This window comes from Acetobacterium sp. UBA5834 (assembly GCF_002435675.1).
In the GTDB taxonomy this organism is placed as follows: Bacteria; Bacillota; Clostridia; order Eubacteriales; family Eubacteriaceae; genus Acetobacterium; species Acetobacterium wieringae.
The window spans coordinates 15,873-39,041 of record NZ_DJGY01000044.1 but is presented as its reverse complement, the minus strand read 5'-3'; the positions used below and the strand labels follow the sequence as shown (position 1 = coordinate 39,041).

Below are 23,169 nucleotides of genomic sequence, written 5' to 3'. Positions count from 1 at the left end.
AATATTTTGCTGACTCATCAGCAGTAATGGAGACAATTATGAATGTAGATCAATTAACAAAATTATTGGAAGACGTCAAAAACCACGAATGCGAGGTCAATACCGCTCTGGAGTTGCTAAAAACCTTGCCCTATGAAGACCTTTCCTATGCCAAAGTGGATCATCACCGGGAGCTACGAAACGGTTATCCGGAGGTGATTTACAGTCCCGGAAAGTCGCTGAACCAGATTAAGGGGATTGTCGAAAACATGCTGACCCGATCCACTGGCAACATCCTTGCTTCCCGGGCTGAACGGGACGTCTTCGACACCATCAAATCCATTACCCCTGATGCTATTTATTACGAAGAAGCCCGCTCCGTGGTCGTCAAACGGGAAGAATATAAAACCACCGAAGATTATATTCTTGTCGTCACGGCCGGAACCTCAGACATTCCGGTTGCTGAAGAAGCCGCTGTAACTGCCATGGTGATGGGCAATCAGGTCAAACGACTCTATGATGTGGGAGTCGCCGGGATTCATCGGCTACTTGGCAACGTCCCAATTATCAATCACGCCAAAGTCATTATTGTGGTGGCTGGTATGGAAGGTGCTCTGGCCTCAGTCGTCGGTGGACTCACCGATAAACCCATCGTCGCCGTTCCCACCAGTATCGGTTACGGCGCCAGCTTTGGTGGAATCTCGGCTTTACTGGGGATGCTGACCTCCTGCGCCAGCGGGATTGGTGTTGTCAATATTGATAATGGTTTTGGGGCTGCCTGTATGGCATCAAAAATTAACAAACTATAAACATAAGCGAAATTTCATCAGGGCGTGGCCCAAAGAAGGAGAATTGTCCATGAAGGTTTTATTTTTCGATTGTTTTTCCGGTATTAGTGGGGATATGGTTTTGGGTGCCTTTATTGATTTGGGTATTGATCCAGCATACCTTGACGCTGAACTGAAAAAGCTGAATCTCAGCGGGTTTCGTATCGAAGCCGAGCAAACCATGAAAAAGGGAATTTCCGGCACTCGCTGTCATGTTATCCTGGAAGCTGACCGACACCATCATCGGCACTTTAACGATATAAAAGAAATCATCGAAAATTCAACCCTCTCAGACGAGGTTAAAAAAACTGCTCTGGCTATTTTTATGCGGGTGGCAGTCGCCGAAGGCAAGGTTCATAATGTTTCGGTTGAACGGGTTCATTTTCATGAGGTTGGCGCTCTCGATTCAATTGTTGATATCGTCGGGGCGGCCATCTGTTATCATGCCTTAAAACCGGATCTGGTTTATGGTTCCAAAATAAATGTCGGCAGCGGCTGGGTTCGCTGTGCCCATGGTCTCTTACCGGTACCAGCTCCAGCCACCGCAGAGATCCTCTGTAATTCCAATTTCGAAATGTATTCCAAGGCCATAGACGGTGAATCAGCCACGCCCACCGGGGTGGCCATTCTCGCTGAATTGGCTACCTATTCCCCGACCACCCCCAGTTTTATTCCGGAAAAAACCGGCTATGGTTTTGGCGGCAAGGATTTTGGGGTTTTAAATGCTCTGCGGATTATTCAGGGGCGTAAATCTGAAGCCAACACCATTATGGTGGTAGAAACCAATGTTGATGACATGACTGGCGAAATGGCTGGCTATGTCCTCGAAGTTTTATTGCAAAACGGTGCCCTGGATGCCTTTTACACGCCGGTCTATATGAAGAAAAACCGCCCAGGCATCCACCTGACGGTTCTCTGCAGCGAAGCCCGGCTGCCGCTGATTGAAGAAATTATTCTAAAGGAAACCTCCACCATCGGCATTCGCAAATACCCGGTTGAGCGAACCTGCATGCACCGGCATTTTAAAAAAATAGCAACTCCACTGGGTGAAGTAACCATTAAAATATCCCAACAGGGCGATATTACCCGGGCTACCCCGGAATATGAGGATGTCAAAAAAATCGCCCAGGAATCGGGCAAATCGCTGTGGGAAGTATTAGAAATGGTTGAAAAACTAAAGTAGCGTTGCAAACCAGTAAAACAAAAGACTCAGATGCTTAGCTTTCTGAGTCTTTTGTTTTGTTGTATCCACTGATATTCCTTTTAAAATTACCCTGATTTACTGAAGCTTAAATTGATTGGTCTGTCTTTTTAATATCTCAGCCTGGTTAAAGAGTTCTTGACTGGCGGCGGCAGTTTCTTCCGATGTTGCTGAATTAGTATGAACCACGTTGGCAATAATACTGATCCCTGAATTGATTTCGTGAATATTTTGGGTTTGCTGCTCTGATGCTTTGCCAACTGCTTCAACCCGGGTTTCAACGGCTTTCATACTCGCTTTGATTTCGTCCAGTGCTTCCGACACCCGATTTGCCACTTCGATACCGATTTTGACATTCTTTCCCGATGCTTCAATCAAACTGGAGGTTTGTTTTACTGCGTCAGTCGTGCGGATGGAGAGGTTTCTTACCTCGCTGGCGACCACTGCAAACCCTTTGCCATGTTCCCCGGCCCGAGCGGCCTCCACACTGGCATTTAATGCCAATACATTGGTTTGAAAGGCAATCTCATCGATTACTTTGATGATGTTTCCGATATTCTGCGATGAATCATTAATGTCATCCATACAGGCCAGCATATTATGCATTTCCCGGTCACCGCTGTTAACCTTAGCCTGGGCATCACGGACCAATGCAACAGCTTGACTGACACTTTCGCCGTTGATGGTAGTCTGCTCATCAATTTCGTTGATGGAGGCAGTCAGTTCCTCAATGGAACTGGCCTGTTCCGTGCCGCCAATCGACAGGGATGTGCTGGCCGTGGAAATATTCTGGGCACCCATGGCAACCTCTTCCGAAGAATCCGCTATTTTTTTTAAAGCTGTTCGCATATTAACGATCATCCGCTCAATCGCCACGGCTAATACGCCGATTTCGTCTTTACTTTTGACCGTTTCAACTTGTTGCGTCAGATCGCCTTGCGCTACCCGATTGGTGACTTTTTCCAGCATCACTAATGGTCGGGTCATCCGGTCAGTAATGATCCAAATGACAATACCCGCCAGCGTAACGGCCACGATGGAAAATAAAATCAGCATATTTCTGAAATCCGTAGCCAATTTGTCATAGATGGTATTGGGAATTCCCACGTACCAGATGCCGATCACCTCGCCCTTGGCATTGGTGATCGGTTTATAGACTGTTTGGTTCCAGACACCCACTACATTGGCCTTACCGATGTATGTTTCGCCCTGATCCAAAACAGTTTTTTTAACCACGTCGGTTGCCTGCGTATTAACCGCCCGATTACCTTCTGCATCTTTTACGTTTGTGGCAACCCGGGTATCATCTTGAAAGACCGTTACCGTATCCCCTGTTAACTCCCCGATTCGATCAACAATTCCGAAATTATCATTCATTTTCACCGAGTCTTTGTACAAATCGCCCTCTTTAATAATCCAGTCCCCGGGAATCTGTTGATCCAGGAAAGCCTCGCCCAAAGCAGCATCACTCAGGAGCTTGGAGCGGGCAGCATCAAGCACTTTATTCTGCATGCTGTTTACCGCATAAATACCGATTCCAAGGTTGATTAAAACAATGGCCGACACAAACAGGGCTACGATTTTATACTTGAATTTCATCAATCATTCTCCTTATCGGTAAGTATATTGGCTTATTTATATTTTTATCCAATTTGCGCGCCGATAAACAAAAAATGCCAGCTTCCTGTTTTCAATTACCATAACCTGAGCTATAAGATCCGTCTATTTTCTTTATTTTAACATAATAATCCTCCGTATCACGCAACAAAACACCGATAACTTGTTAAAAACAAGGTGCCGGTGTTTTTTTGCTTACCTTTGATTTTCAGACAGCTTCTTGATTTGTCGTTGGATTATCTTCTGCTGTCGTTTTTTCTTTTGTATCTGCCAATTTATTTTGGGTCGTAAAGACCTTGCCTTCGCGGTAGCCCTGAGCATAAAACGAATAATGATCATCATGATTCTTCTCTTTAATGTGCGCACGTTCCATCGGTTCAAGAATTGCTTTAACTTCCGGTGGGACCACCATCACCAGCCCCCACTCCTGATGCACATACTCCTGGGTCGTGTAAGCGTCATCCAAACCTTCATAAAAACCCTTACCATAAGTTTCACACGCTTCATTAATGATATTAGCTGGCTGCTCATTTAACTTCATCACTTTTTTTATCGCTTTGATCTGGGTTCGCACACAATCAACCGCATAGGCAAAAATGCTGTTGCAAATCAGCGCATCTTCCTCGTAACCATGAAAAATAATATAATGGCGTTGCGATCCGGACGGCGTGACCATATAAAAGACACAGCAGTTGTTCTCCGAAATCACATCCGCCAGGCCAGTCATCCAATGCTCACTGCGGGTTGTATAATAAATATCACTATCCACTTTAATCGGATTTTCATCATGGCGCAATAATTCCCGTTCAGTCAGCTTGTATTCAACCATCAGCTTTTTTGCTTTTAATATTGCGTAATTTGCTTCATTGGGATTGGGACTTCTACCAAGGGCTAACAGTTTTTTTATTCGATCTTTGATATTGGCTTCCATTTTTCTTCCTCGTTTTGAACTTTCTGCTTTTTGCCAAAAACAAACACTTCAATATAGAATCCATCTTAATTAAATATCATTTTACTATACATCTCTTATTTTATTTGGTATGGCTCCAACTGTCAAGAACGAAGACGGAAAAATTTATGGATTCTTAATTATTTTAGGATGGGATTTTCAAACCGTCGCCACTTAAGGGTTTTCTTTCCATACTGAATCGCTTTCTGGGGACAGCGGTTGATACAGGCGGTGCAGTGCGTACATTGTTTTGCCGTCCAAACCAGCTTGTTATTAACCATTTGAATCGCCGAAACAGGACAAATTTTCTCGCATTTTCCGCAGCCGTTACACTTGTCATCAGCATAAAAGAGCCTGGTTTTTCGGCCATGGACGTATAGCGGATAAGCTATATTGGTCAAAAACGATTTTTTTCGTTTGTTGCTATCATCCTTCTTTTTCTTTGATATTGCTGCGATAATGTCAGTTAGCTTTTTATCTGTTGTAATCTTTATCTTCTTTTGTAGCGCTGGCCCCGTTGGCTGGTACATCATGATGTAATTGCTGGCCATCTTAACTTCAAACGCAGCATCGAGCGACACCTTTTGCTTTTTCAGGAGATCTTCCAGCATTTTCGGCGTTCCGCCCATTCCGCCGCCACAAGTCATCACACTAAATACATAAGGTTGCATGCGGGCTTCCAGATTTTGTTCAATTATGAGCTCAGCGATAAAATCAGCTACAATTGAAGGTACGCCATAAAAGTAAACCGGGAAAATAAAGCCAATTTTTTCATCGACTGAAAGCGAATAAACAAAAGATTTCTCTTTCATAGCCGTGGTTATATCGACGAGTCGTTCACCCAGCTCGTCACCAATCCTTTTTGCCACATACAACGAGTTACCGGTTCCGGTAAAATAAAATATCATGTTCTGCTCCTTTGTTTTTTTTATTTTGAGTATGTAATTTGATACACTACTTGCATTGTTTCATTAACAGTTCAATATGCTCCACCAATGTTTTTAAGTGCAGCAACCTGCTTTTTTCCGGATCCAGATAATAAAAATTCATGGTTCCTTGCTTACTCACATTAACAATCTTAGCATCCATCAGGATTTTGATATGATGGGATACTGCTGGTCGGGACAGATTGACTTTTTTGGTAATTTCTCCTACCCGAATGCCAGGATAGCACCCATTTTCCATAATTGCCACCATGATTAACTGTCGGGTTTCATCCCCGATGGCGGTGAGTAGTGGTTGACAATCTTTGAACATTTCAATCAGCGCTTTTTGCTCGTTACTCATTTCTGGTACTCCCTTCCTCCGTTTAATGGTTTAATTCATTAAACCATTGCTAACAGTATACATGAATAAATATTTTTATCAACATCGGGAAAGAAATTCGAGACCATTCAAGTTGATTATCTGCGTTTTTTTCATCCGATCCGTATTCAACGACTGTAAAGCAATTCCCTCCTTCAGGCCATTTATTCCCCACAATCACACTTGACAACGGGTTAAAAATACCATAAAATATTAATCATATATAGTTACTATGATTAATGTGAAGGAGTGTATTATGGATAACCTGACCAATAAATATCAAGCGTTAAAAGATTACCTGAGCAAACTGGAAAGTGTCGCTGTAGCCTTTTCTGGTGGTGTTGATTCGACGTTTTTGCTAAAGGTTGCTTACGATGTCTTAGGAAAAAAAGCGGTTGCAGTGACCGCCCGGTCCGAGAGCTTTCCCAAGCGCGAATTACAGGAAGCCACCGCCTATGCTGAAGAATTGGGTGTCGATCACTTTATAATTGATTCGGAAGAGCTGGATATTGAAGGTTTTTCCCATAATCCCAAGAACCGCTGTTATTTATGCAAGTCCGAGCTTTTTACCAAGATCAAAGAAATTGTGACTCTTCAGAAATTAAATTACGTTATTGAAGGCTCCAACACTGACGATGATGGTGATTACCGACCGGGACTATTAGCGGTAACCGAGTTAGGTGTCAAAAGCCCGTTACGATTTGCCAAGCTTTCCAAGGATGAAATCCGTCAGCTGTCGAAGGAATTGAATCTTCCCACCTGGAACAAACAATCCTTTGCCTGTCTGTCTTCCCGATTCCCTTATGGCGAGAATATTACCCCAGATCGCCTGCAGATGATCGACCAGGCTGAACAATACCTTCTTGATCTCGGCTTCCATCAGGTGCGCGTCCGCTATCACGGTGACCTGGCCCGGATCGAAACCGATGAAGCCGGTTTCGAAACCTTAGTTAATGAAGGTATTCGCAGTAAAATTCATGATCGTTTTAAAACCATTGGCTTCACTTATATCAGCCTTGATTTAAAAGGCTATCGAACCGGCAGCATGAACGAGACGCTATAAAAAAACAGGATTGCTAGACTCTTTGATTTAGTAATCCTGTTTTTTGTCGTCTCTTTTATCATATTCTAATCTAACTAGCTATTGTGCCAACGCATTGTTTTTTCATCATTTTGTGCTGTCACAGCTAAATCATAAAAGCGCCTTAATAAGGCTTTACCATATGTTTTATGTTCAATAGTATTACAAAATACATCGCCTACACATTCTGGATGAAATTGAACGCCCCAGACGCTTTCCTTATATCGAAGTGCATGAGTCGTCTCAAAATCATTTTCTGCCAATATCACGGTATCAGGTGGTATTTTGGTAACGGTCTGAAAGTGGGACGAATATGCACTAAAACGGGCTGGTAATACCCCCAGCAATGGATCTTTCTTGCCATCTTCAGTAAGATGAATCTCAACCTCGCCTTTTTCTTCACCCTGTTCATGATAGTCAACCGAACCACCAAAGGTATGGGCAAGCAATTGATGTCCAAAACAGATACCCAAAACAGGAATGTTCTTTTTAACAACCTGTTTTAACCATTGCGCGGTTGCTACCCCCCAGGGTTCCAAATCCGTTACCATTGAAGGGGAACCAGTAATAATAATGCCAGCAATATCGTCCGGCAGAATTGGTACGGCATTTTCATAGACTGAAATTACCCGGACATCATCATATGGTATTCCGATACATTGGGCAATGCGGACATCACAGTCGCCACATTTGTTGATCACATGTTGATCCGATGATCCGGTCTTTATAATGAGTAGTTTTTTCATAATAGTTCCTCCTTCAAACAACGTTCTTTTCATACTTTTCCTATATGTAATAAATTATATATAATAACGTGCTAATTGTCAATAGAAATGGCTGATGAAATAAATAACATTATTCATATTATTTTTATATGTTTTGTGTGTTTTATTCTTGCAAAAACAAATGGTTCCTGTTATAATAAATCGCATTAAACATATAAAATTACTATGATATGAAAGGTGGTGACCTCATGACTAAATCCATGTGTTGTCTGATGTAGTAATTACATGTAGTAGATAAACCAAAAAAATAAAAATTTTATGATTAGAAAAGAGAGGATCTCAAATGAAAACTAAACGAATTATCGGATTTATTGCAATTATAAGCATTTTGCTGATCGCCCTGACAGGTTGTTCTTCATCAAGTGCTGCCACAACCGAACCAGCAAAGGTTTTGAAAGTAGGCGTGTGTGCCGGACCATATGGCGATATGTTCACAGAAGCAATTCAACCTTCCTTAGAAGAAAAAGGCTACACCGTTGAAATCGTCGAATTCTCAGACTATGTTCAACCAAACAAAGCATTAGCCGCCGGTGAAATTGATCTCAACCTGTTTCAGCATTCTACTTACTTGACCAACTTTGCCAAAGAGAACAACTTAGACCTAACCTTCATCAAAGAAGTTCCCACTGCTGCGATGGGAATTTTTTCCGAAAAATATAAAACCATTAATGATATCGAAGACGGCGCTACCGTAGCGATTCCAAATGATGCGACTAACTTATCCCGGGCTATTCGAGTCTTGGCGCAAACCAATATTATCACCATCGACCCAGCTGTCGATCCTAAAACAGCCACTCAAAACACCCTTTCCAGCAATCCTAAAAATTTACAGTTTGTCGAAATCGAAGCGCCTCAATTACCAAGAAGTCTTGACAGTGTCGGCATTGCCGTGATTAACGGTAATTATGCACTCAGTTCTGGACTCAACCTTTCTGATGCCCTTTATAATGAAAAACTGTCTGAGGGCTACATCAATGGTGTCGCTGTCCGAATTGAAGATAAAGATTCCGATTTTGCGAAAGATGTCATTGCCGCAATCGAATCCGATGCCTTTAAAAAAGTAATCGAGGATCCGACCAAACAATATGTTTCTTTCCAAAGACCATCTGACTATTAAAATTTTAACAAAAGCTCAGTTAATTTAAAGAACTGAGCTTTTGCCTTAAATCCTATAGAAAAAGGTAACGATTATGATTGAATTCAAGCATGTCTCTGTCAGCTTTAAACAGCACAAACAAATTTTTGAGGCTGTTAATGATGCCCATTTTAAAATTGAAAAGGGTGAGATCTTTGGTATCGCCGGTTCAAGTGGTGCTGGCAAAAGCACCCTGCTTCGTACCATCAATTTATTACAGACTGTTTCCTCCGGTGAAATATTGGTAGACGGCGAAAATGTCACCAATTATCGGAGAACACAGTTGCGAATACTCCGTCGCAATATCGGGATGATTTTTCAACACTTTAATCTGGCCCGAAATCTAACCGTCTATCAGAATATTGCCTTTGTTTTAAAGGCAGCAGGGAAATCAAAAGCGGAAACTGAAACCCGGGTCAAAGAATTACTGGATCTGGTCAATTTATCGGAGAAGTCCAATTCCTACCCCGCCAACCTTTCAGGTGGTGAAAAACAGCGGGTTGCAATTGCCCGGGCACTGGCTAATGATGCCAAAATTCTGCTCTGTGATGAGCCCACATCCGCTCTTGATCTGGAAACCACCTCATCCATTTTAAGCTTATTAAAAGACCTGAATAAAAAATTTGGTATCACCATTGTCATCATCACCCATGAACTGGATGTCATCAAAAGTATCTGTACCCGATGTGCGGTAATGAACAAGGGATCGGTCGTCGAAATTGGCGATGTCTATGATATTTTCACAAAACCCCGGGAAGACTTCACCCGACAGTTATTAAGTCACACCAGTCATTTTAATTTACCTGAGCAAATTATTGACAAGATGCAAGGTCCAATTATCCGTCTCACATTTAAGGGGGACACTGCCAACAACCCGATTCTCTATTACGCTGCCAATACCTTTCAGATTGGTTTTAATATCTTGCTGGGTAAGGTGGAGTACATCAACGATTTACCACTGGGGATACTCTATGTCGAATTAATTGGTGAAACTGAGCCACTAAAACTGGCAATCGAATTTCTTGCCGCAAATACGGCCGATTTGGAGGTAATCAATCATGGACTTTGATTTAAAAGCAGCACTGCTTCTAACCTTTGGTCAAACCATGCAAATGGTCATTTCGTCCCTGTTGGCCGCCATCATCATTGGTGGCAGTATTGGGCTGTTATTATTTTTAACATCGAATACACTTTTTCTCAAAAATCGGGTCATCAACCAAATTGTCGGCGTCATTATTAATATCACCCGTTCAATCCCCTTTCTGATCTTGCTGGTATTGATGATTCCCGTTTCAAAAGCGATCGTGCATACATCCATCGGTCCCAATGCTGTGGTCATTCCCCTGGCAGTAGCGGCCATCGCCTTTTTTGGCCGACTGTCTGAAGCCTCCTTTTCCGATGTTGATAATGGCGTGTTGGAAGCTGCCATTGCTTCTGGGGCCAGTAAATTATCGATTGTACTGAAGATTCTGCTGCCGGAAGCCTTACCATCGCTGATTAAGAACATTACCGTCACTGCAGTGTCATTAATCGGTTTTTCAGCTATGGCCGGAACCGTTGGCGGCGGTGGAATTGGCGATCTGGCCATCCGATACGGCTATCAGCGCTATGAACCCGAAGTGATGTTTATCTGTGTGATCGTTCTGGTGCTGCTGGTACAGATCTTTCAGGTTATTGGGGATTCATCCGCAAAAAAACTGGATAAAACCAGCAAATAAAACACTACTTAAGAATCGAGGAAACAATATGATTGAAATACGATGGCATGGACGCGGCGGGCAAGGGGCCTTTACCGCTGCTAAAATTTTGGGAGCCGCTTCATTAATCGACAATAAATTTTCGCTGGCTTTTCCTTCTTTTGGCCCCGAACGCCGCGGTGCGCCAATTCAGGCCTTTAATAAAATTGATACGCAGGCAATTATCGATCGGAGTGAAATTAAAACCTGCAATTATTTAATCTTTCTGGATGACAGTTTGTTCTCTTTTGATTATTTAAACGATCTAAAAGACGATGGCATCGCCCTGATTAACACCGCAACCCCAGAAAAATTTCGTGATTTTTCACAGATCCAGACAATTGATGCAAATCTGATTGCCCTTAACATAATCAAAAAGCCCCTCAGTAACACAGCAATGCTCGGAGCCCTGGCAAGTATCTCTGACGATGTTTCGCTATTATCATTGCAGCAGGCCAGTAATCAGTATTTGCCGGCAACCCACGCAGCCAAAAACCAGTTGATTCTACAAGAATCCTATGATCATTTTAAGGAGGTTCACTAAATGAGCAAGCCTTATTTACGACATTATCAGAAACCCCAAAAATTGTCAGCTTACCCCTTAGGCACTGCCAGTGAAGCCGGCTATCTGGTTACCAAAAATTGCGGCTGGCGAAATGAACGTCCGATTATCGTTACGACTGAATGCATCAACTGCCTGCAATGTTATCTTTACTGTCCCGACGGCGTTATTTTTAAAACAACTGATGGGTTGGATATTGACTACGACTTTTGCAAGGGTTGCGGCATCTGTGAAAAAGTCTGTCCCAAGCAAGCCATTAAAATGGAGGTAGAAACAAATGACTAAAGCATTTTTATCAGGCAATGATGCCTTTGCCGAAGGGGTTCGGTTGGCCCGCCCCCAGGTTATTTCGATTTACCCGATCACCCCGCAGACAACAGTGGTTGAAAGGCTTTCTGAAATGGTGGAAGACAGCAGTTTAAAAAGCGAACTGATCCATGTTGAATCAGAACATTCCGCTCTATCCTGTGCCATTGGTGCCAGTGCCATGGGCGCCCGCACCTTTACGGCGACCTCTTCACAGGGTCTGCTGTACATGGCGGAATGTTTGCACTATGCCAGCGGCGGTCGCTTTCCGATTGTGATGATGAATGCCAACCGCTCCACTGCCTTACCCTGGAATATTTATGGCGACCAGCGGGATTCCCTCTCGCAGCTTGACAGCGGCTGGATCCAGGTATATGTGGAAGATGCCCAGGAAAGCCTAGACATGGCCCTGCAAAGTTACCATATTGCCGAAAACCCTTTGGTATCAACCCCGGTTATGGTCAATTTGGATGGCTTCGTCCTGACTCACACCTACGAAACCGTGGAAATTCCAGATCAGGGGGTTGCTGACCGCTTTTTGCCACCGTTTCAAACTGAGAACAAAATGAGTCTGGATAACCCGAAAAATCTGGCTTTTAGTGTTGGTCCCGACAATAATATGGAATTCAAATACCTCCAGCATCAAGCAATGCTCGATAGCAAACGAATTATCGAGGAAACCGATGCAAAATTTGCTGAAATTTTCGGCCGCAGCTATGGTGGGCTAACCCAGGGTTATCGTATTGACAATGCTGACTATATTTTAATTACCCTGGGCAGCATCACCGGCCTGTGCCGGGAGGTGGTAGATGAATTACGTGAACGTGGTGAAAAGGTTGGCCTGCTCAAGCTCCGTTTTTTAAGACCCTTTCCCCAGGAAGATCTGGTTGTGGCATTAAAATCGGCTAAAGCCATCGGGGTATTGGAAAAAGACATTTCCTTTGGTTATGAAGGCACCGTCTATACCAATGTTAACTCGGTTATTGCAAAGAATGGCTTGCGTCTGGAAACTTATAATTTCATTGCCGGTCTCGGCGGCCGTGATATCAGCCGCGAAAACATCAAAACAATCTTTCGCCATCTGCAAACCGGTGGCCAACACATTAATTTTATCGGACTGGGGGTGACCATTAATGAGTAATAAAATAACCGCAAAAACGATCACGGACAGTGAATTTTTTTATGGCCATAAGGCCTGCGCTGGTTGCGGCGGCAGTCTGGCTGTGCGAATCGCTCTTAAAGTTCTGGGCGAGGGGGCCATCTCGGTGCTCCCGGCTGGCTGTATGTCCGCAGTTGGTTTTAATTATCCACATTTGTGCTTTAGCAATAATTCGATTATTTCAACCTTCGCCGGAACCGCTTCAATGCTAACTGGTGTGGAAGCTGGCGCCCGGGCGGTTGGGATTAAGAATTTCAAAGCGGTTGGGTTGGCCGGAGATGGCGGAACTGCCGATATCGGCATTCAGGCCTTATCTGGGGCCATTGACCGCAACGATGATATTCTTTATATCTGCTACGATAATGAAGCCTATATGAATACCGGCATCCAAAAAAGCGGTTTAACTCCTTTTGGTGCCAAAACAACCACAACCCCCAGCGGTGAAAATATTCACGGTAATCTACGCCCCAAAAAAAATCTCTTTGAGATTGTGGCAGCCCATAATATTTCCTATGCTGCCACCGCCAGTATCGGGAATCTTCCCGATTTTATCAATAAGATTGAAAAAGCTTCTAAAATAAAAGGCACGGCCTACATCCATGTGGTCGCCCCCTGCCCAATTGGTTGGGGAATTCCCGTCAATGAAACGATTGATATCGCCAGAAAAATGATGGATTGCGGTTTGTGGTACCTGGCCGAATACGAAAACGGACAGTTTACACTTAATAAAAACCCCCGCGACTTTTCATCAATTAAAGATTATCTGCTATCACAAGGTCGCTTTAAACATTTAGACGATGCAGACATTGAAATACTGGCAGCACAGCGGGATGCCAAATGGGAGTTGATACGAAAAAATTGGAATACCACCAAGGAGGAATTATGAGCGAGAAAAAATATTGGGATGAAAAAATCGAGACCCTGCCACGAGCAGATCTGGAAGAATTACAGCGTCGCGAATTAAAAGATATACTGACATTTGCCTACAGCAATTCTGCTTATTATAAAGAAGCCTTTAATGCGGCCGGACTGACCCCAGCCGATTTTAACCAGCTCGAAGATATTCAAAAATTCCCGTTTACCAATAAGGCCACCCAACGGGAACGGCAGGCCAAAGGCGGGCTTTTAGGCGACATGATTGCCGTCAGTGAAGATGATGTCGTTTTTGTGTCGGCTTCCAGCGGCTCAACCGGAGTGCCAACCCTCAGCCCCTTTACCAAACAGGATTTCGACGAATGGCAGGATGTCGAAAGTCGCCTGTTTTATGGTGCCGGGATGCGTAAACATGACCGTTATGTTCACGCTCTGAATTTTTCACTATTTGTCGGTGGACCGGATGTCATCGGGGCCCAGAATTTGGGAGCCCTTTGTATCTGGGCCGGAACTGTGCCATCGGAACGACTGCTTTTTATTTTAAAAGAATTCCAACCGACGATTATCTGGACAACTCCATCTTATGCTTTGTATCTTGGCGAAACAGCCCTTAAAATGGGCATTGACCCTGCCAAGGATTTGGCCATTCGTACTATCATTGTAGCCGGCGAGCCCGGTGGCTCGATTGGAACCACCCGGGAAACCATCGAAAAAGTCTGGAATGCCGAGCTATATGACTTTTTTGGATTATCAGATATATTCGGGGCCTGCGCCGGGATGTGCGAAGCCAAGGATGGCCTCCATATCGCTGAGGATCACATTCTGGTTGAAGTCCTGGATGTAAAAACCGGAGCACCCTTACCCGATGGTGAACGGGGTGAACTCGTCTACACCACCCTGCGTAAAAAAGCCCGACCACTGATCCGTTTCAAAACCGGTGATATTGGCTCAGTCAACCGCAAACCCTGCAGTTGTGGGCGAACCCACGCCCGCATTAAAATTCATGGCCGATTGGATGACATGTTTATTGTCTCTGGGGTTAATGTTTTCCCCAGTGATATTGAGTTTGTTATCCGGGGAACTGAAGGAATTACCGGCGAATACCTGATTCGTTTATATGAACAAAATCATTCGGTTAAATATCGGCTGGAAATCGAAAAATCCGATGACAACAATGAACCGGATGAAGTATTAAAAGAACGGGTGGCTGCTGCGCTAAAAACCCGGTTAGGTGTAAAACCTGGTGATGTCACAATCTTAAACGATGGTGATTTGGAGCGGGCGACTCATAAGGCAAAACGCTTAATCGATGAGCGAACCTTAATCTATGAAATTTAAAGAAGGTGCATGATGAAACCACTGAGTAACCGAACTGCTGACTTTACCGATTCTGTAATCCGACGGATGACCCGTATTTCCAATCAGTATAATGCGGTCAACCTGTCCCAGGGATTTCCTGACTTTGATCCACCGAAACCAATTCTTGAGGCTCTGGAAAAAGCTTCCCGTCAGGGGCCTCATCAATATTCGATTACCTGCGGGGCGCAAAATTTCCGGGAAGCCCTGGCACAAAAACAGAGCCGGTTAATGGGCCGATCAATTAATCCGGAAACCGAAATTGTAGTGACCTGTGGCAGCACCGAGGCGATGATGGCCGCGATGATGACTGTCGCCAATCCTGGTGACAAGGTCATCGTTTTCTCGCCTTTTTATGAGAATTATGGAGCGGATACCATTTTATCCGGTGCTGTTCCGATCTATGTCCCCCTTCATCCACCTGCGTTTAACTTCAATACCGATGAATTGGAAGCCGCCTTTAAACAAGATCCCAAAGCGCTGATTCTGTGCAACCCTTCCAACCCCACCGGCAAGGTGTTTAACCGGGAGGAACTGACGATTATTGCTGATTTAGCTAAAAAATATGATACCTATGTAATTACCGATGAGGTTTATGAACACATTGTTTACGAACCCCATGAACACATTTATCTGGCTTCGCTACCGGGGATGTTTGAACGCACCATTTCCTGCAGTTCTTTATCAAAAACCTATTCCATCACCGGCTGGCGGTTAGGCTATATTATCGCTCCGGAACCGATTATTGATGTCGCTAAAAAGGTTCATGATTTCTTAACCGTCGGTGCCGCGGCACCGCTCCAGGAAGCCGCCACCGTTGGGCTGCAATTTGGTGATGACTATTATCTTGATTTGCGCAAACACTATACTGCCAAAAGGCAGCTCTTTTTAAACGGTCTTGATGATATCGGCCTTGGCTACAGTACACCCCAGGGTGCCTATTATGTGATGATTGATGTATCCCCCTATAAAGCCGATGATGATCTGGCTTTTTGTACCTGGTTAGCCGAACATGTCGGCGTTGGGGCCGTCCCCGGCTCTACTTTTTTCAGGGAAGATGTCAATCACCTGATCCGCCTGCATTTTGCCAAAAAAGAAGCAACCCTCTATGAGGCGCTGAACCGTTTGGCCGATCTTAAACAAAAATGGCAGAGACATTCTTTTTAGAAGTCTCTGCCTTTTTATTTCACTATTTATTTGGTTTTACAAGTCATTTTTAATGGCCTTTTCCAGCTGATTAAGGGCCTGCTCCAGAATCAACCGGGGTGACGCCATATTGATACGCTGAAAGCCATCGCCACCAGCACCAAACATCGTCCCGGCATCCAGCCAGAGGCCCGCCCGGTTGATAATTAAATCTTCCAGTTCTTGATTGCTAAGGCCCAGTTCACAAAAATCCAGCCAGATCAGATAGGTTCCCTCCGGTTCAATCAGTTTTATCTGGGGCAGCCGCTCTGCCAGATACGTTCTAACAAAGTTCAAGTTATTAAATAAGTAATCCTTTAATTCCTCCAGCCACTTCTGCCCTTTGGAATAGGCGGCCGCGCAGGCGACAATGCCCATAATGCTGATCTCATTATAACCGCCTTTATGCATTTCTTTTCTAAACTTTTTGCGGATCTCCCGGTTCTCGATGAAAATATTGGAAACCTGAAGCCCAGCCAGATTAAAGGTCTTGCTGGGAGCGGTACAGGTAATTGTATTACTTAAATATTCCGGCTTCAAATTAGCAAAAACCAGATGTTTAAAGCCCGGATAAACAAAATCCTGATGAATTTCATCCGCAATGACGATGACCTCATGTTTTAAACAGATATCGCCCAGGCGAGTCAACTCTGCCTGCGTCCACACCCGTCCCACCGGATTATGGGGATTGCAGAGAATGAACAACTTGACATCATTTTCTAAGATCTTTTTTTCAAAGTCGTCAAAATTAATGCGATAGCGGCCTTCCTCGTAAACTAACTGGTTAACTACCAGATTCCGCTCATTGACCGTGATCATTTCGGCAAAGGGATAATAAACCGGTTGCTGAATAATGATGCTGTCACCTTCTCTAGTCAACGCCCGGATGGCAGTGGCAATAGCGTAAACCACTCCGGGGGTGGTCACCAGCCAATCCGGCTGGATATTCCAGCCAAACCGACTTTTAAACCATTCCTTTAAGATAAAGAAATAATCCTGGCCGCTTTCTGAATATCCAAAGATACCATGCTTGCTCTTTTCAACCAGGGCCTCGACAACCGGGGCTGGGGTCTTAAAATCCATATCAGCTACCCAGAGTGGCAAAAGCCCCTCCGGCATGCCACGCCGATGGGCAAAGTCATACTTGATGGAATTGGTATTATCCCGGGTGATAATTTCGTCAAAGTTATACTTCAATGGACCGTCTCCTTTAAAACCCGATCGAGCTCATCGATCAGGTCATTAACACTTTCAATTCCAACAGACAAGCGTAGCAGGCGACTATTAATCCCCTTGGCTTCACGCTGCTCTTCTGGAATATCGCCATGGGTCTGCAGCATTGGATAGGTGATTAAGCTCTCCACTCCGCCCAGACTTTCAGCATACTGAATCAGTTTTACTCCTTCCAGAATATGGTGAGCCGTTTTTTCACTGTCCACTTCAAAAGAGATCATCCCGCCAAAACCCGTCGCCTGACGTTTCGAAATCTCATAGCTGGGATGGCTTTCAAGACCTACATAATGGACTGCCTTAATGCGTTCCTGTTGACATAACCACCTGGCAATCACACCAGCATTTTGCTGTTGTCGATCCATCCGAATCGGTAAGGTCTTGATTCCCCGAATTAATAACCAGCTGTCAAACGGTGCTAACCCTGCACCGGTCGTTTTAAAAATAAAGCGCAGCTTGTCAGCCAAGGTTTTATCCCGGGTGACTACAAAACCGGCAATGGTATCATTATGACCCCCTAAATATTTGGTGCCGCTATGAATAACAATGTCGGCACCTAATTTCAGCGGTTTCTGAAAATATGGAGTCAGAAAGGTGTTGTCAACCATTAACAGCAACTGATGTTTGCGGGCAATTTCGGCTACACCTGCCAGATCGGTGACCTGCATCATCGGGTTGGTCGGCGTTTCAATAAATAAAGCTCTGGTATTGGGTCTGATCAGCGGCTCTATTAACGAAAGATCGGTAGTGTCAACCAGATCAAAGCTGATTCCATTCTTAATCGAAATGTGATGAAAAAGCCGATGGGAACCACCGTAAAGATCGTCCGAGGCGATGATGTGATCCCCCGGGGAAAAAATTTCCATCACTGCGCTGATGGCTGCCATCCCCGATGAAAAAGCCATCGCATCGACACCTTCTTCCATCCGGGTCAGGATATTTTCGAGATGCTCCCGGGTGGGGTTTTGTTGTCTGGTATAATCATAACCAGTACTCTCGCCAACCCCAGGATGAGCAAAGGTAGCCGTCTGAAAAATCGGGACACTGATGGCTCCGGTGTTATCATATTTATTATTGTTACCATGGATGCATAATGTTTCAAAATCCATATCATTCTCCATTCTTATATCAATTCATAGTGATTCAGTATGTTTAGTCAATACTAACCGATTCGCCTGTTAATGTCAAGGTGATTCGACATATCTATTCGATCACATCAATAATTTTTTCTTTTACTTAAGATCATTCAATTCAGTTGTATATCATATTAATTCCATAGTATAATTGTGATATATGCGTAGGAGGTATATCATGTACAACGAGATAGTACTCGATCATTTTTCCAATCCCCGTAATGTTGGCGATTTTGCCACGCCTGATGGCGTGGGACACGCCGGTAATCCGATCGATGGTGATAGAATTACAATTTATATAAAAGTTTCAGATCAGCGATTGACAGGAGTGCGTTTTAAAACCTTCGGTTGCGGTGCAGCCATTGCCGCCAGTAGCATGCTTACCGTAATGGCCAACGGAAAAACCCTTGCCGCAGCCCTTCAAATTACCAATGCCGATGTCGCGACTGCACTTGGCGGTTTGCCACCTGAAAAGCTACTGTGCTCGAACATTGCCGCCGATGCCCTCCATGATGCCATTCAAAACTATCAGCAGCAAGGAGCAGCAATCAAGAGGATCGAAGCGACTGATCAGGACGCTGCCCCCAACGGGAATCAGGCTCCAACCGAAGGATTAACCGACCCTGCCCAGATTAAACGCTATCTGCGTCAGATCATTATGCCAGAAATCGGTGGTGCTGGCCAAAAAAAACTGCTGACGACAAAAATACTGGTTTGTGCTCCAGATCTTAAGATCGCCGACCTGCTGCTTCGTTACCTGGTTGCCATGGGCATTGGTCAGATTGACTGCTTTCTTGGTAACCCGGACAATTGGGAACCCGTTTGTGAAAACTTGCGGGATCTAAACCCGGATATCACCCTCCAGTTGGTTAAAACCGTCACGACGCCTGCTGATTTTAACCTGATCCAGGGAAACAACCGCTTTTGCCGCAAGCTGGCAGAATCGCTTCTCAGTGATTCTCTCACCAGAGCCTTTACACCGACCCTAGTTTCAGTTTGTGACGCCTGGCAGGGATGCTTCAACTATTGTCACGATCAGGCCGCCATGAAGCTATTTCTAGACGTCCTGCAAAAAAAGGGTTTTGCCGATCATCAGGCCATAACTCATGAATTAAATATGCTTGGATCTGATCTCTGTGCCGCCTTTTCAGGCACCCTGCTGCCAATCGAATTGGCTAAAGCCTGTCTAAATATTGGCGAGCAGCAGACAGCAGGCTTTTATTATGACTTGATCAGCCTAATTTTTGATAATCAGTTTACCACCAGTCAGACCCCTTGTCCGCCCACGGATTTATCACAAACGATTGATATGAACAAGCTTAGATCTGCCCGAGTTTTAACCGTCGGTGCCGGAGGCCTGGGATGTCCGGCCAATCTGGTTCTCGCCATGACTGGACTTGCTCACCTGAGCCTGATCGATTTTGACCAGGTTGAAATCAGTAATCTGAATCGCCAGATCCTCCATTCCAGTTCCCGAATCGGCCTGTTAAAAGTTGAATCGGCCCGGATCGCCCTTAAGTCAATTAATCCCAAGCTGAATATAACGCTTTATCCCGAAGCTCTCAGTACTGAAAATGCCCGGGCTTTAATTAGCCAGCATGATTTGGTCATTGACGGTCTGGATAATTTACCAACCCGTTATCTGCTCAATGATGCCTGTTATCTGGAAAATAAGCCGCTGATTGAAGCTGGTGCCTTGTCATATTACGGTCAGGTAACCGCCTTGATTCCTGATGACGGCCCTTGTTTTCGCTGTCTGTTTCCTCAAACTGATGGTCAGACTGCTGGCAGTTGCTCTGAAACCGGTGTGTTAGGCCCGGTGCCCGGGGTGATTGGGGTACTCCAGGCCGTTGAAGCCATAAAACAATTGCTTGGTCTCACTCCCAATTTAACCGGACGTCTTTTAATGATTGACACCCTGGCAACCTCATTTGATCTTTTTAGTTTTAAAAAAGATACAAGCTGTTCATTATGCGGTCAAGATCCGAGTATCCATGAACTTGGCTCCTTTTCATTTGTCTGCGAAGATGATCGCCTTGACAACTAAACACTTGATTTAAATACTTGATTTAAATACTTGATGTATTAAATTGCGACGCTGTTTTTTTTAATAATTGTTGTTAACTAATTTTTAACAATTATCGATAAATCCTTGAACAGCTGTCCGATTTATGATATCATATTATTCATATAATAATTATATGAATAATATGAGGAGGTTTGAATTATGGGGATTGTTATTATTGGAGGGCATGACCGAATGGTATGCAAATATAAAGAAATATGCAGAAGCTATCAGTATAAGGTTAAGGTTTTTACCCAAATGCCAGCAGATATGAAAAATGTGATTGGCAGCCCCGACCTGCTCGTACTTTTTACCAATACGGTATCGCACAAGATGATTCACAATGCCATCAAAAGCGGCGAAAAAACCGGGACTGCAATTGTCCGTTCCCACAGCAGTAGTGCCTGTGCGCTGCAGAAAATCCTTGCCGACCATTGCCAGAAAACTACCTGCCAGGGATGCCCCAACCATTTATCCCAATCACAGTCGTTGCATCATTAACAAACAATTTAGGAGAACAAAAAGCTTCGGTTCGAATCATCTAACCGAAGCTTTATAAATTAAAGCTAAAATCACTTTTTTTATCTTGATTCCCTACTCATACAAATTCTTACTGAAATAACGGTCGCCACGATCAGGAAAGATCACAACAATATTGCCTTGCTCAATTTTTTCTGTCAGTTTGAGTGCCCCGTAGAGTGCTGCTCCAGATGAAGTTCCGGCAATAATGCCCTCTTTTTTTGCCAGTAATCGCACCAAATCGAAGGCGGTTCGATCATCCACTTTGATAACCTCGTCAACCAGGGTCATATCCATTGTGTTGGCAATAAAGTCGTTGCCTATCCCTTCAATATCATAGCAACCGGCTGTCCCGCCGCCCATGATTGAACCGTAGGGATCTGCTAAAATCCCTTTGATGTTGGGATTTTTTTCTTTCAAATAACGCACCACCCCGGAATAGGTGCCGCCACTGCCAGCACCAGCCACCAGATAATCAATGTTTCCGTCGAGATCATTAAAAATTTCCGGCCCCGTGGTGTCGTAATGAATACCTGGATTAGATGAATTTTCAAACTGCTGTAGCGAAATAGCATCGGGAATTGACTTCAGCAACTCCCGGGCCTTGCTCGTAGCTCCTTGCATTCCCAGTTCACGGGGCGTGTTCACAATTTCTCCACCATAGGCCCGCATCAGTGTCTGTTTTTCCACTGAAAATTTAGTTGGCACCACAAAGATTACCCGATAACCGCGATTGATGGCGGCCAGGGCCACGCCGAGACCCGTGTTCCCGGCGGTGCCTTCAATGATTGTGCCACCTGGTTTAAGTAACCCTTTTTTTTCGGCATCTTCAATCATCGCTACCCCAATCCGATCTTTGACGCTGCCGCCAGGATTCCAGAGTTCCAGTTTGGCAAAAATATTCACCCCTTTTTTGACCTGAAACTGGTTAAGCTTCACCATTGGCGTATTGCCAATCAATTCTCTGATATCATTATAATACGCCATCTTATGCCTCTAAACTTTTCGCAAATGCCTGTTCCAAATCCGCTAAAATATCGTGTTTATCCTCAATCCCAACCGAGATACGAATCAGGTTTTCAACAATGCCGACTTTTTGCCGGATTTCATAGGGAATCGATGCATGGGTCATACTGGAAGGATGGCAAACCAGGGATTCAACGCCGCCCAGACTTTCGGCCAGGGTTATTAATGTCAGCGACTCCACAAATTTATTGATATTATACTTTTCATCCAACTCAAAGGAGAGCATCCCACCTGGTCCGTCAGCCTGTTTTTTATTGATCGCATACCCCTGACCATCCGGTAAGCCGGGATAGTAAATGGCCTTAACCCCAGGCGTTTTTTGTAACGCCTCGGCAATGAATGTAGCATTCTCAATATGTCGATCCATTCGCACACCCAAAGTTTTAATGCCCCGTATCAACAAAAACGAATCAAATGGCTGCAATACTCCGCCAGTGGCATTTTGAATAAACCAAAGCCGTTCTGCCAGGGCTTCGTCATTGACAACCGCCAGACCGGCAATTAAGTCACTATGACCACCCAGGTATTTTGTCGCACTATGAACAACAATATCAACCCCTAAGGCAATCGGTCTTTGAAGATAGGGAGTCATAAAGGTATTGTCGACAATACTTAAAACGCCATGCTTTCTGGCAATCTCTGCTACCGCCGCAATATCGGTAATGGTAAGGAGTGGATTGGCCGGACTTTCGATGAAAATTGCTTTAACGTCTTCGGTCAAACTGTCTTCAAGCAGCTTAAGATCGGCTGTTTCTACAATTTCATAGGTTAATCCAAAGTTATTAAAGACCTTATCGAGCACCCGAAAGGTACCGCCATAGACATTACTGGAAATAATTACTTTGTCACCAGTTTTAAAAAGACTGAGTACCGCCGTAGTAGCTGCCATGCCAGACGCAAAGGCAAAGCCAGCTATTCCCCCCTCCAATTCGGCAATCAGGGCTTCAAGAGCCTCCCGGGTGGGATTACCCGATCGGGAATATTCGTAACCCCGATCTTTTCCCAGCCCATCCTGCTTATAGGTGGAGGTCTGAAAAATAGGGACATTTACGGCTCCGGTTTTTTCATCGCCATCAATACCGCCGTGAATCAACTGTGAATTTAAATTACTATACTTACTCATGCTTGTCTCCTTCAAAC

23 protein-coding genes are annotated in these 23,169 nt (G+C 44.4%); 14 read left to right on the top strand and 9 right to left on the bottom strand.

Features of this window, described 5'->3' with window-relative positions; translation table 11 throughout:
* The first annotated feature begins 38 nt into the window (after positions 1-38).
* A complete protein-coding gene (gene larB, locus B3F51_RS08860; protein WP_070371957.1) occupies positions 39-788 on the top strand; it encodes a nickel pincer cofactor biosynthesis protein LarB in 750 nt (249 codons plus the stop codon).
* Between the two features lie 49 nt (positions 789-837).
* On the top strand, positions 838-1,989 hold the full coding sequence (gene larC, locus B3F51_RS08855; RefSeq protein ID WP_070371958.1) for a nickel pincer cofactor biosynthesis protein LarC: 1,152 nt from the start codon (positions 838-840) through the stop codon (positions 1,987-1,989).
* A 96-nt stretch (positions 1,990-2,085) separates the two neighbouring features.
* On the opposite strand, the gene B3F51_RS08850 is transcribed toward larC, so the two are convergent.
* The 4 genes from B3F51_RS08850 to B3F51_RS08835 form a co-directional block, all read right to left on the bottom strand.
* Positions 2,086-3,606, bottom strand: coding sequence for a methyl-accepting chemotaxis protein (locus tag B3F51_RS08850; RefSeq protein ID WP_286946651.1), 1,521 nt, complete (start codon positions 3,604-3,606; stop codon positions 2,086-2,088).
* Positions 3,607-3,832: 226 nt separating this feature from the next.
* A complete protein-coding gene (locus B3F51_RS08845; protein WP_070371960.1) occupies positions 3,833-4,555 on the bottom strand; it encodes a DUF2786 domain-containing protein in 723 nt (240 codons plus the stop codon).
* A 158-nt stretch (positions 4,556-4,713) separates the two neighbouring features.
* The gene (locus tag B3F51_RS08840) at positions 4,714-5,481 is read right to left on the bottom strand and encodes an EFR1 family ferrodoxin (protein WP_286946650.1); all 768 of its coding nucleotides are present in this window, start codon (positions 5,479-5,481) and stop codon (positions 4,714-4,716) included.
* A gap of 46 nt (positions 5,482-5,527) precedes the next feature.
* The gene (locus B3F51_RS08835) at positions 5,528-5,860 is read right to left on the bottom strand and encodes an ArsR/SmtB family transcription factor (RefSeq protein WP_070371962.1); all 333 of its coding nucleotides are present in this window, start codon (positions 5,858-5,860) and stop codon (positions 5,528-5,530) included.
* Between the two features lie 274 nt (positions 5,861-6,134).
* On the opposite strand from B3F51_RS08835, the gene larE reads away from it, so the two are divergent.
* Positions 6,135-6,941 carry an ATP-dependent sacrificial sulfur transferase LarE gene (gene larE / locus B3F51_RS08830; RefSeq protein ID WP_250932977.1) on the top strand — a complete coding sequence of 269 codons (807 nt, stop codon included), beginning with the start codon at positions 6,135-6,137 and terminating at the stop codon, positions 6,939-6,941.
* Between the two features lie 74 nt (positions 6,942-7,015).
* On the opposite strand, the gene B3F51_RS08825 is transcribed toward larE, so the two are convergent.
* The gene (locus tag B3F51_RS08825) at positions 7,016-7,705 is read right to left on the bottom strand and encodes a glutamine amidotransferase (RefSeq protein ID WP_286946648.1); all 690 of its coding nucleotides are present in this window, start codon (positions 7,703-7,705) and stop codon (positions 7,016-7,018) included.
* A 322-nt stretch (positions 7,706-8,027) separates the two neighbouring features.
* Here B3F51_RS08825 and B3F51_RS08820 point away from each other — a divergent pair, with 322 nt between their 5' ends.
* From B3F51_RS08820 to B3F51_RS08780, 9 genes are all read left to right on the top strand, one after another.
* Positions 8,028-8,861, top strand: a complete 834-nt coding sequence (locus B3F51_RS08820; RefSeq protein ID WP_286809308.1) for a MetQ/NlpA family ABC transporter substrate-binding protein — start codon at positions 8,028-8,030, stop codon at positions 8,859-8,861.
* Between the two features lie 73 nt (positions 8,862-8,934).
* Positions 8,935-9,948, top strand: a complete 1,014-nt coding sequence (locus B3F51_RS08815) for a methionine ABC transporter ATP-binding protein (protein WP_148636365.1) — start codon at positions 8,935-8,937, stop codon at positions 9,946-9,948.
* On the top strand, positions 9,938-10,597 hold the full coding sequence (locus B3F51_RS08810; protein WP_148636364.1) for a methionine ABC transporter permease: 660 nt from the start codon (positions 9,938-9,940) through the stop codon (positions 10,595-10,597). The genes B3F51_RS08815 and B3F51_RS08810 overlap by 11 nt, the downstream gene beginning before the upstream one ends.
* Before the next feature lie 28 nt (positions 10,598-10,625).
* A complete protein-coding gene (locus tag B3F51_RS08805) occupies positions 10,626-11,159 on the top strand; it encodes a 2-oxoacid:acceptor oxidoreductase family protein (protein ID WP_148636363.1) in 534 nt (177 codons plus the stop codon).
* A complete protein-coding gene (locus B3F51_RS08800; RefSeq protein ID WP_148636362.1) occupies positions 11,160-11,462 on the top strand; it encodes a 4Fe-4S binding protein in 303 nt (100 codons plus the stop codon).
* Complete coding sequence (locus B3F51_RS08795; protein WP_148636361.1) at positions 11,455-12,624, top strand: transketolase C-terminal domain-containing protein; 1,170 nt, start codon at positions 11,455-11,457, stop codon at positions 12,622-12,624. Before B3F51_RS08800 ends, B3F51_RS08795 begins: the two co-directional genes overlap by 8 nt.
* Positions 12,617-13,528, top strand: a complete 912-nt coding sequence (locus B3F51_RS08790) for a thiamine pyrophosphate-dependent enzyme (RefSeq protein ID WP_286946645.1) — start codon at positions 12,617-12,619, stop codon at positions 13,526-13,528. The genes B3F51_RS08795 and B3F51_RS08790 overlap by 8 nt, the downstream gene beginning before the upstream one ends.
* Positions 13,525-14,853, top strand: coding sequence for a phenylacetate--CoA ligase family protein (locus B3F51_RS08785; protein WP_148636359.1), 1,329 nt, complete (start codon positions 13,525-13,527; stop codon positions 14,851-14,853). The genes B3F51_RS08790 and B3F51_RS08785 overlap by 4 nt, the downstream gene beginning before the upstream one ends.
* 12 nt (positions 14,854-14,865) lie before the next feature.
* The gene (locus B3F51_RS08780) at positions 14,866-16,038 is read left to right on the top strand and encodes a pyridoxal phosphate-dependent aminotransferase (protein ID WP_148636581.1); all 1,173 of its coding nucleotides are present in this window, start codon (positions 14,866-14,868) and stop codon (positions 16,036-16,038) included.
* Positions 16,039-16,074: 36 nt separating this feature from the next.
* Here the strand turns inward: B3F51_RS08780 and B3F51_RS08775 are convergent, their stop codons facing one another.
* Complete coding sequence (locus tag B3F51_RS08775) at positions 16,075-17,253, bottom strand: MalY/PatB family protein (protein WP_148636358.1); 1,179 nt, start codon at positions 17,251-17,253, stop codon at positions 16,075-16,077.
* Positions 17,250-18,395: a trans-sulfuration enzyme family protein gene (locus B3F51_RS08770; protein ID WP_148636357.1), complete on the bottom strand. Its 1,146-nt coding sequence runs from the start codon at positions 18,393-18,395 to the stop codon at positions 17,250-17,252. The genes B3F51_RS08775 and B3F51_RS08770 overlap by 4 nt, the downstream gene beginning before the upstream one ends.
* 202 nt (positions 18,396-18,597) lie before the next feature.
* Here B3F51_RS08770 and B3F51_RS08765 point away from each other — a divergent pair, with 202 nt between their 5' ends.
* A complete protein-coding gene (locus B3F51_RS08765) occupies positions 18,598-20,466 on the top strand; it encodes a ThiF family adenylyltransferase (RefSeq protein ID WP_286946643.1) in 1,869 nt (622 codons plus the stop codon).
* A gap of 180 nt (positions 20,467-20,646) precedes the next feature.
* A complete protein-coding gene (locus tag B3F51_RS08760) occupies positions 20,647-20,985 on the top strand; it encodes a DUF2325 domain-containing protein (protein ID WP_148636355.1) in 339 nt (112 codons plus the stop codon).
* Positions 20,986-21,078: 93 nt separating this feature from the next.
* On the opposite strand, the gene B3F51_RS08755 is transcribed toward B3F51_RS08760, so the two are convergent.
* Positions 21,079-21,990, bottom strand: coding sequence for a PLP-dependent cysteine synthase family protein (locus B3F51_RS08755; protein ID WP_070371978.1), 912 nt, complete (start codon positions 21,988-21,990; stop codon positions 21,079-21,081).
* Position 21,991: 1 nt separating this feature from the next.
* Complete coding sequence (locus B3F51_RS08750; protein ID WP_286946640.1) at positions 21,992-23,152, bottom strand: trans-sulfuration enzyme family protein; 1,161 nt, start codon at positions 23,150-23,152, stop codon at positions 21,992-21,994.
* Between the last annotated feature and the right edge of the window lie 17 nt (positions 23,153-23,169).

Excerpts from the sequence above, each read along its gene's own strand:
- B3F51_RS08850 (WP_286946651.1), bottom strand. The coding sequence starts at position 3,606 with ATGAAATTCAAGTATAAAATCGTAGCCCTGTTTGTGTCGGCCATTGTT.
- B3F51_RS08780 (WP_148636581.1), top strand. The coding sequence starts at position 14,866 with ATGAAACCACTGAGTAACCGAACTGCTGACTTTACCGATTCTGTAATC.
- larB (WP_070371957.1), top strand. The coding sequence starts at position 39 with ATGAATGTAGATCAATTAACAAAATTATTGGAAGACGTCAAAAACCAC.
- B3F51_RS08805 (WP_148636363.1), top strand. The coding sequence starts at position 10,626 with ATGATTGAAATACGATGGCATGGACGCGGCGGGCAAGGGGCCTTTACC.
- B3F51_RS08760 (WP_148636355.1), top strand. The coding sequence starts at position 20,647 with ATGGGGATTGTTATTATTGGAGGGCATGACCGAATGGTATGCAAATAT.
- B3F51_RS08795 (WP_148636361.1), top strand. The coding sequence starts at position 11,455 with ATGACTAAAGCATTTTTATCAGGCAATGATGCCTTTGCCGAAGGGGTT.
- B3F51_RS08750 (WP_286946640.1), bottom strand. The coding sequence starts at position 23,152 with ATGAGTAAGTATAGTAATTTAAATTCACAGTTGATTCACGGCGGTATT.
- B3F51_RS08820 (WP_286809308.1), top strand. The coding sequence starts at position 8,028 with ATGAAAACTAAACGAATTATCGGATTTATTGCAATTATAAGCATTTTG.
- larC (WP_070371958.1), top strand. The coding sequence starts at position 838 with ATGAAGGTTTTATTTTTCGATTGTTTTTCCGGTATTAGTGGGGATATG.
- B3F51_RS08825 (WP_286946648.1), bottom strand. The coding sequence starts at position 7,705 with ATGAAAAAACTACTCATTATAAAGACCGGATCATCGGATCAACATGTG.
- B3F51_RS08845 (WP_070371960.1), bottom strand. The coding sequence starts at position 4,555 with ATGGAAGCCAATATCAAAGATCGAATAAAAAAACTGTTAGCCCTTGGT.
- B3F51_RS08810 (WP_148636364.1), top strand. The coding sequence starts at position 9,938 with ATGGACTTTGATTTAAAAGCAGCACTGCTTCTAACCTTTGGTCAAACC.
- B3F51_RS08770 (WP_148636357.1), bottom strand. The coding sequence starts at position 18,395 with ATGGATTTTGAAACATTATGCATCCATGGTAACAATAATAAATATGAT.
- B3F51_RS08835 (WP_070371962.1), bottom strand. The coding sequence starts at position 5,860 with ATGAGTAACGAGCAAAAAGCGCTGATTGAAATGTTCAAAGATTGTCAA.
- B3F51_RS08790 (WP_286946645.1), top strand. The coding sequence starts at position 12,617 with ATGAGTAATAAAATAACCGCAAAAACGATCACGGACAGTGAATTTTTT.
- B3F51_RS08840 (WP_286946650.1), bottom strand. The coding sequence starts at position 5,481 with ATGATATTTTATTTTACCGGAACCGGTAACTCGTTGTATGTGGCAAAA.
- B3F51_RS08755 (WP_070371978.1), bottom strand. The coding sequence starts at position 21,990 with ATGGCGTATTATAATGATATCAGAGAATTGATTGGCAATACGCCAATG.
- B3F51_RS08800 (WP_148636362.1), top strand. The coding sequence starts at position 11,160 with ATGAGCAAGCCTTATTTACGACATTATCAGAAACCCCAAAAATTGTCA.
- larE (WP_250932977.1), top strand. The coding sequence starts at position 6,135 with ATGGATAACCTGACCAATAAATATCAAGCGTTAAAAGATTACCTGAGC.
- B3F51_RS08765 (WP_286946643.1), top strand. The coding sequence starts at position 18,598 with ATGTACAACGAGATAGTACTCGATCATTTTTCCAATCCCCGTAATGTT.
- B3F51_RS08785 (WP_148636359.1), top strand. The coding sequence starts at position 13,525 with ATGAGCGAGAAAAAATATTGGGATGAAAAAATCGAGACCCTGCCACGA.
- B3F51_RS08815 (WP_148636365.1), top strand. The coding sequence starts at position 8,935 with ATGATTGAATTCAAGCATGTCTCTGTCAGCTTTAAACAGCACAAACAA.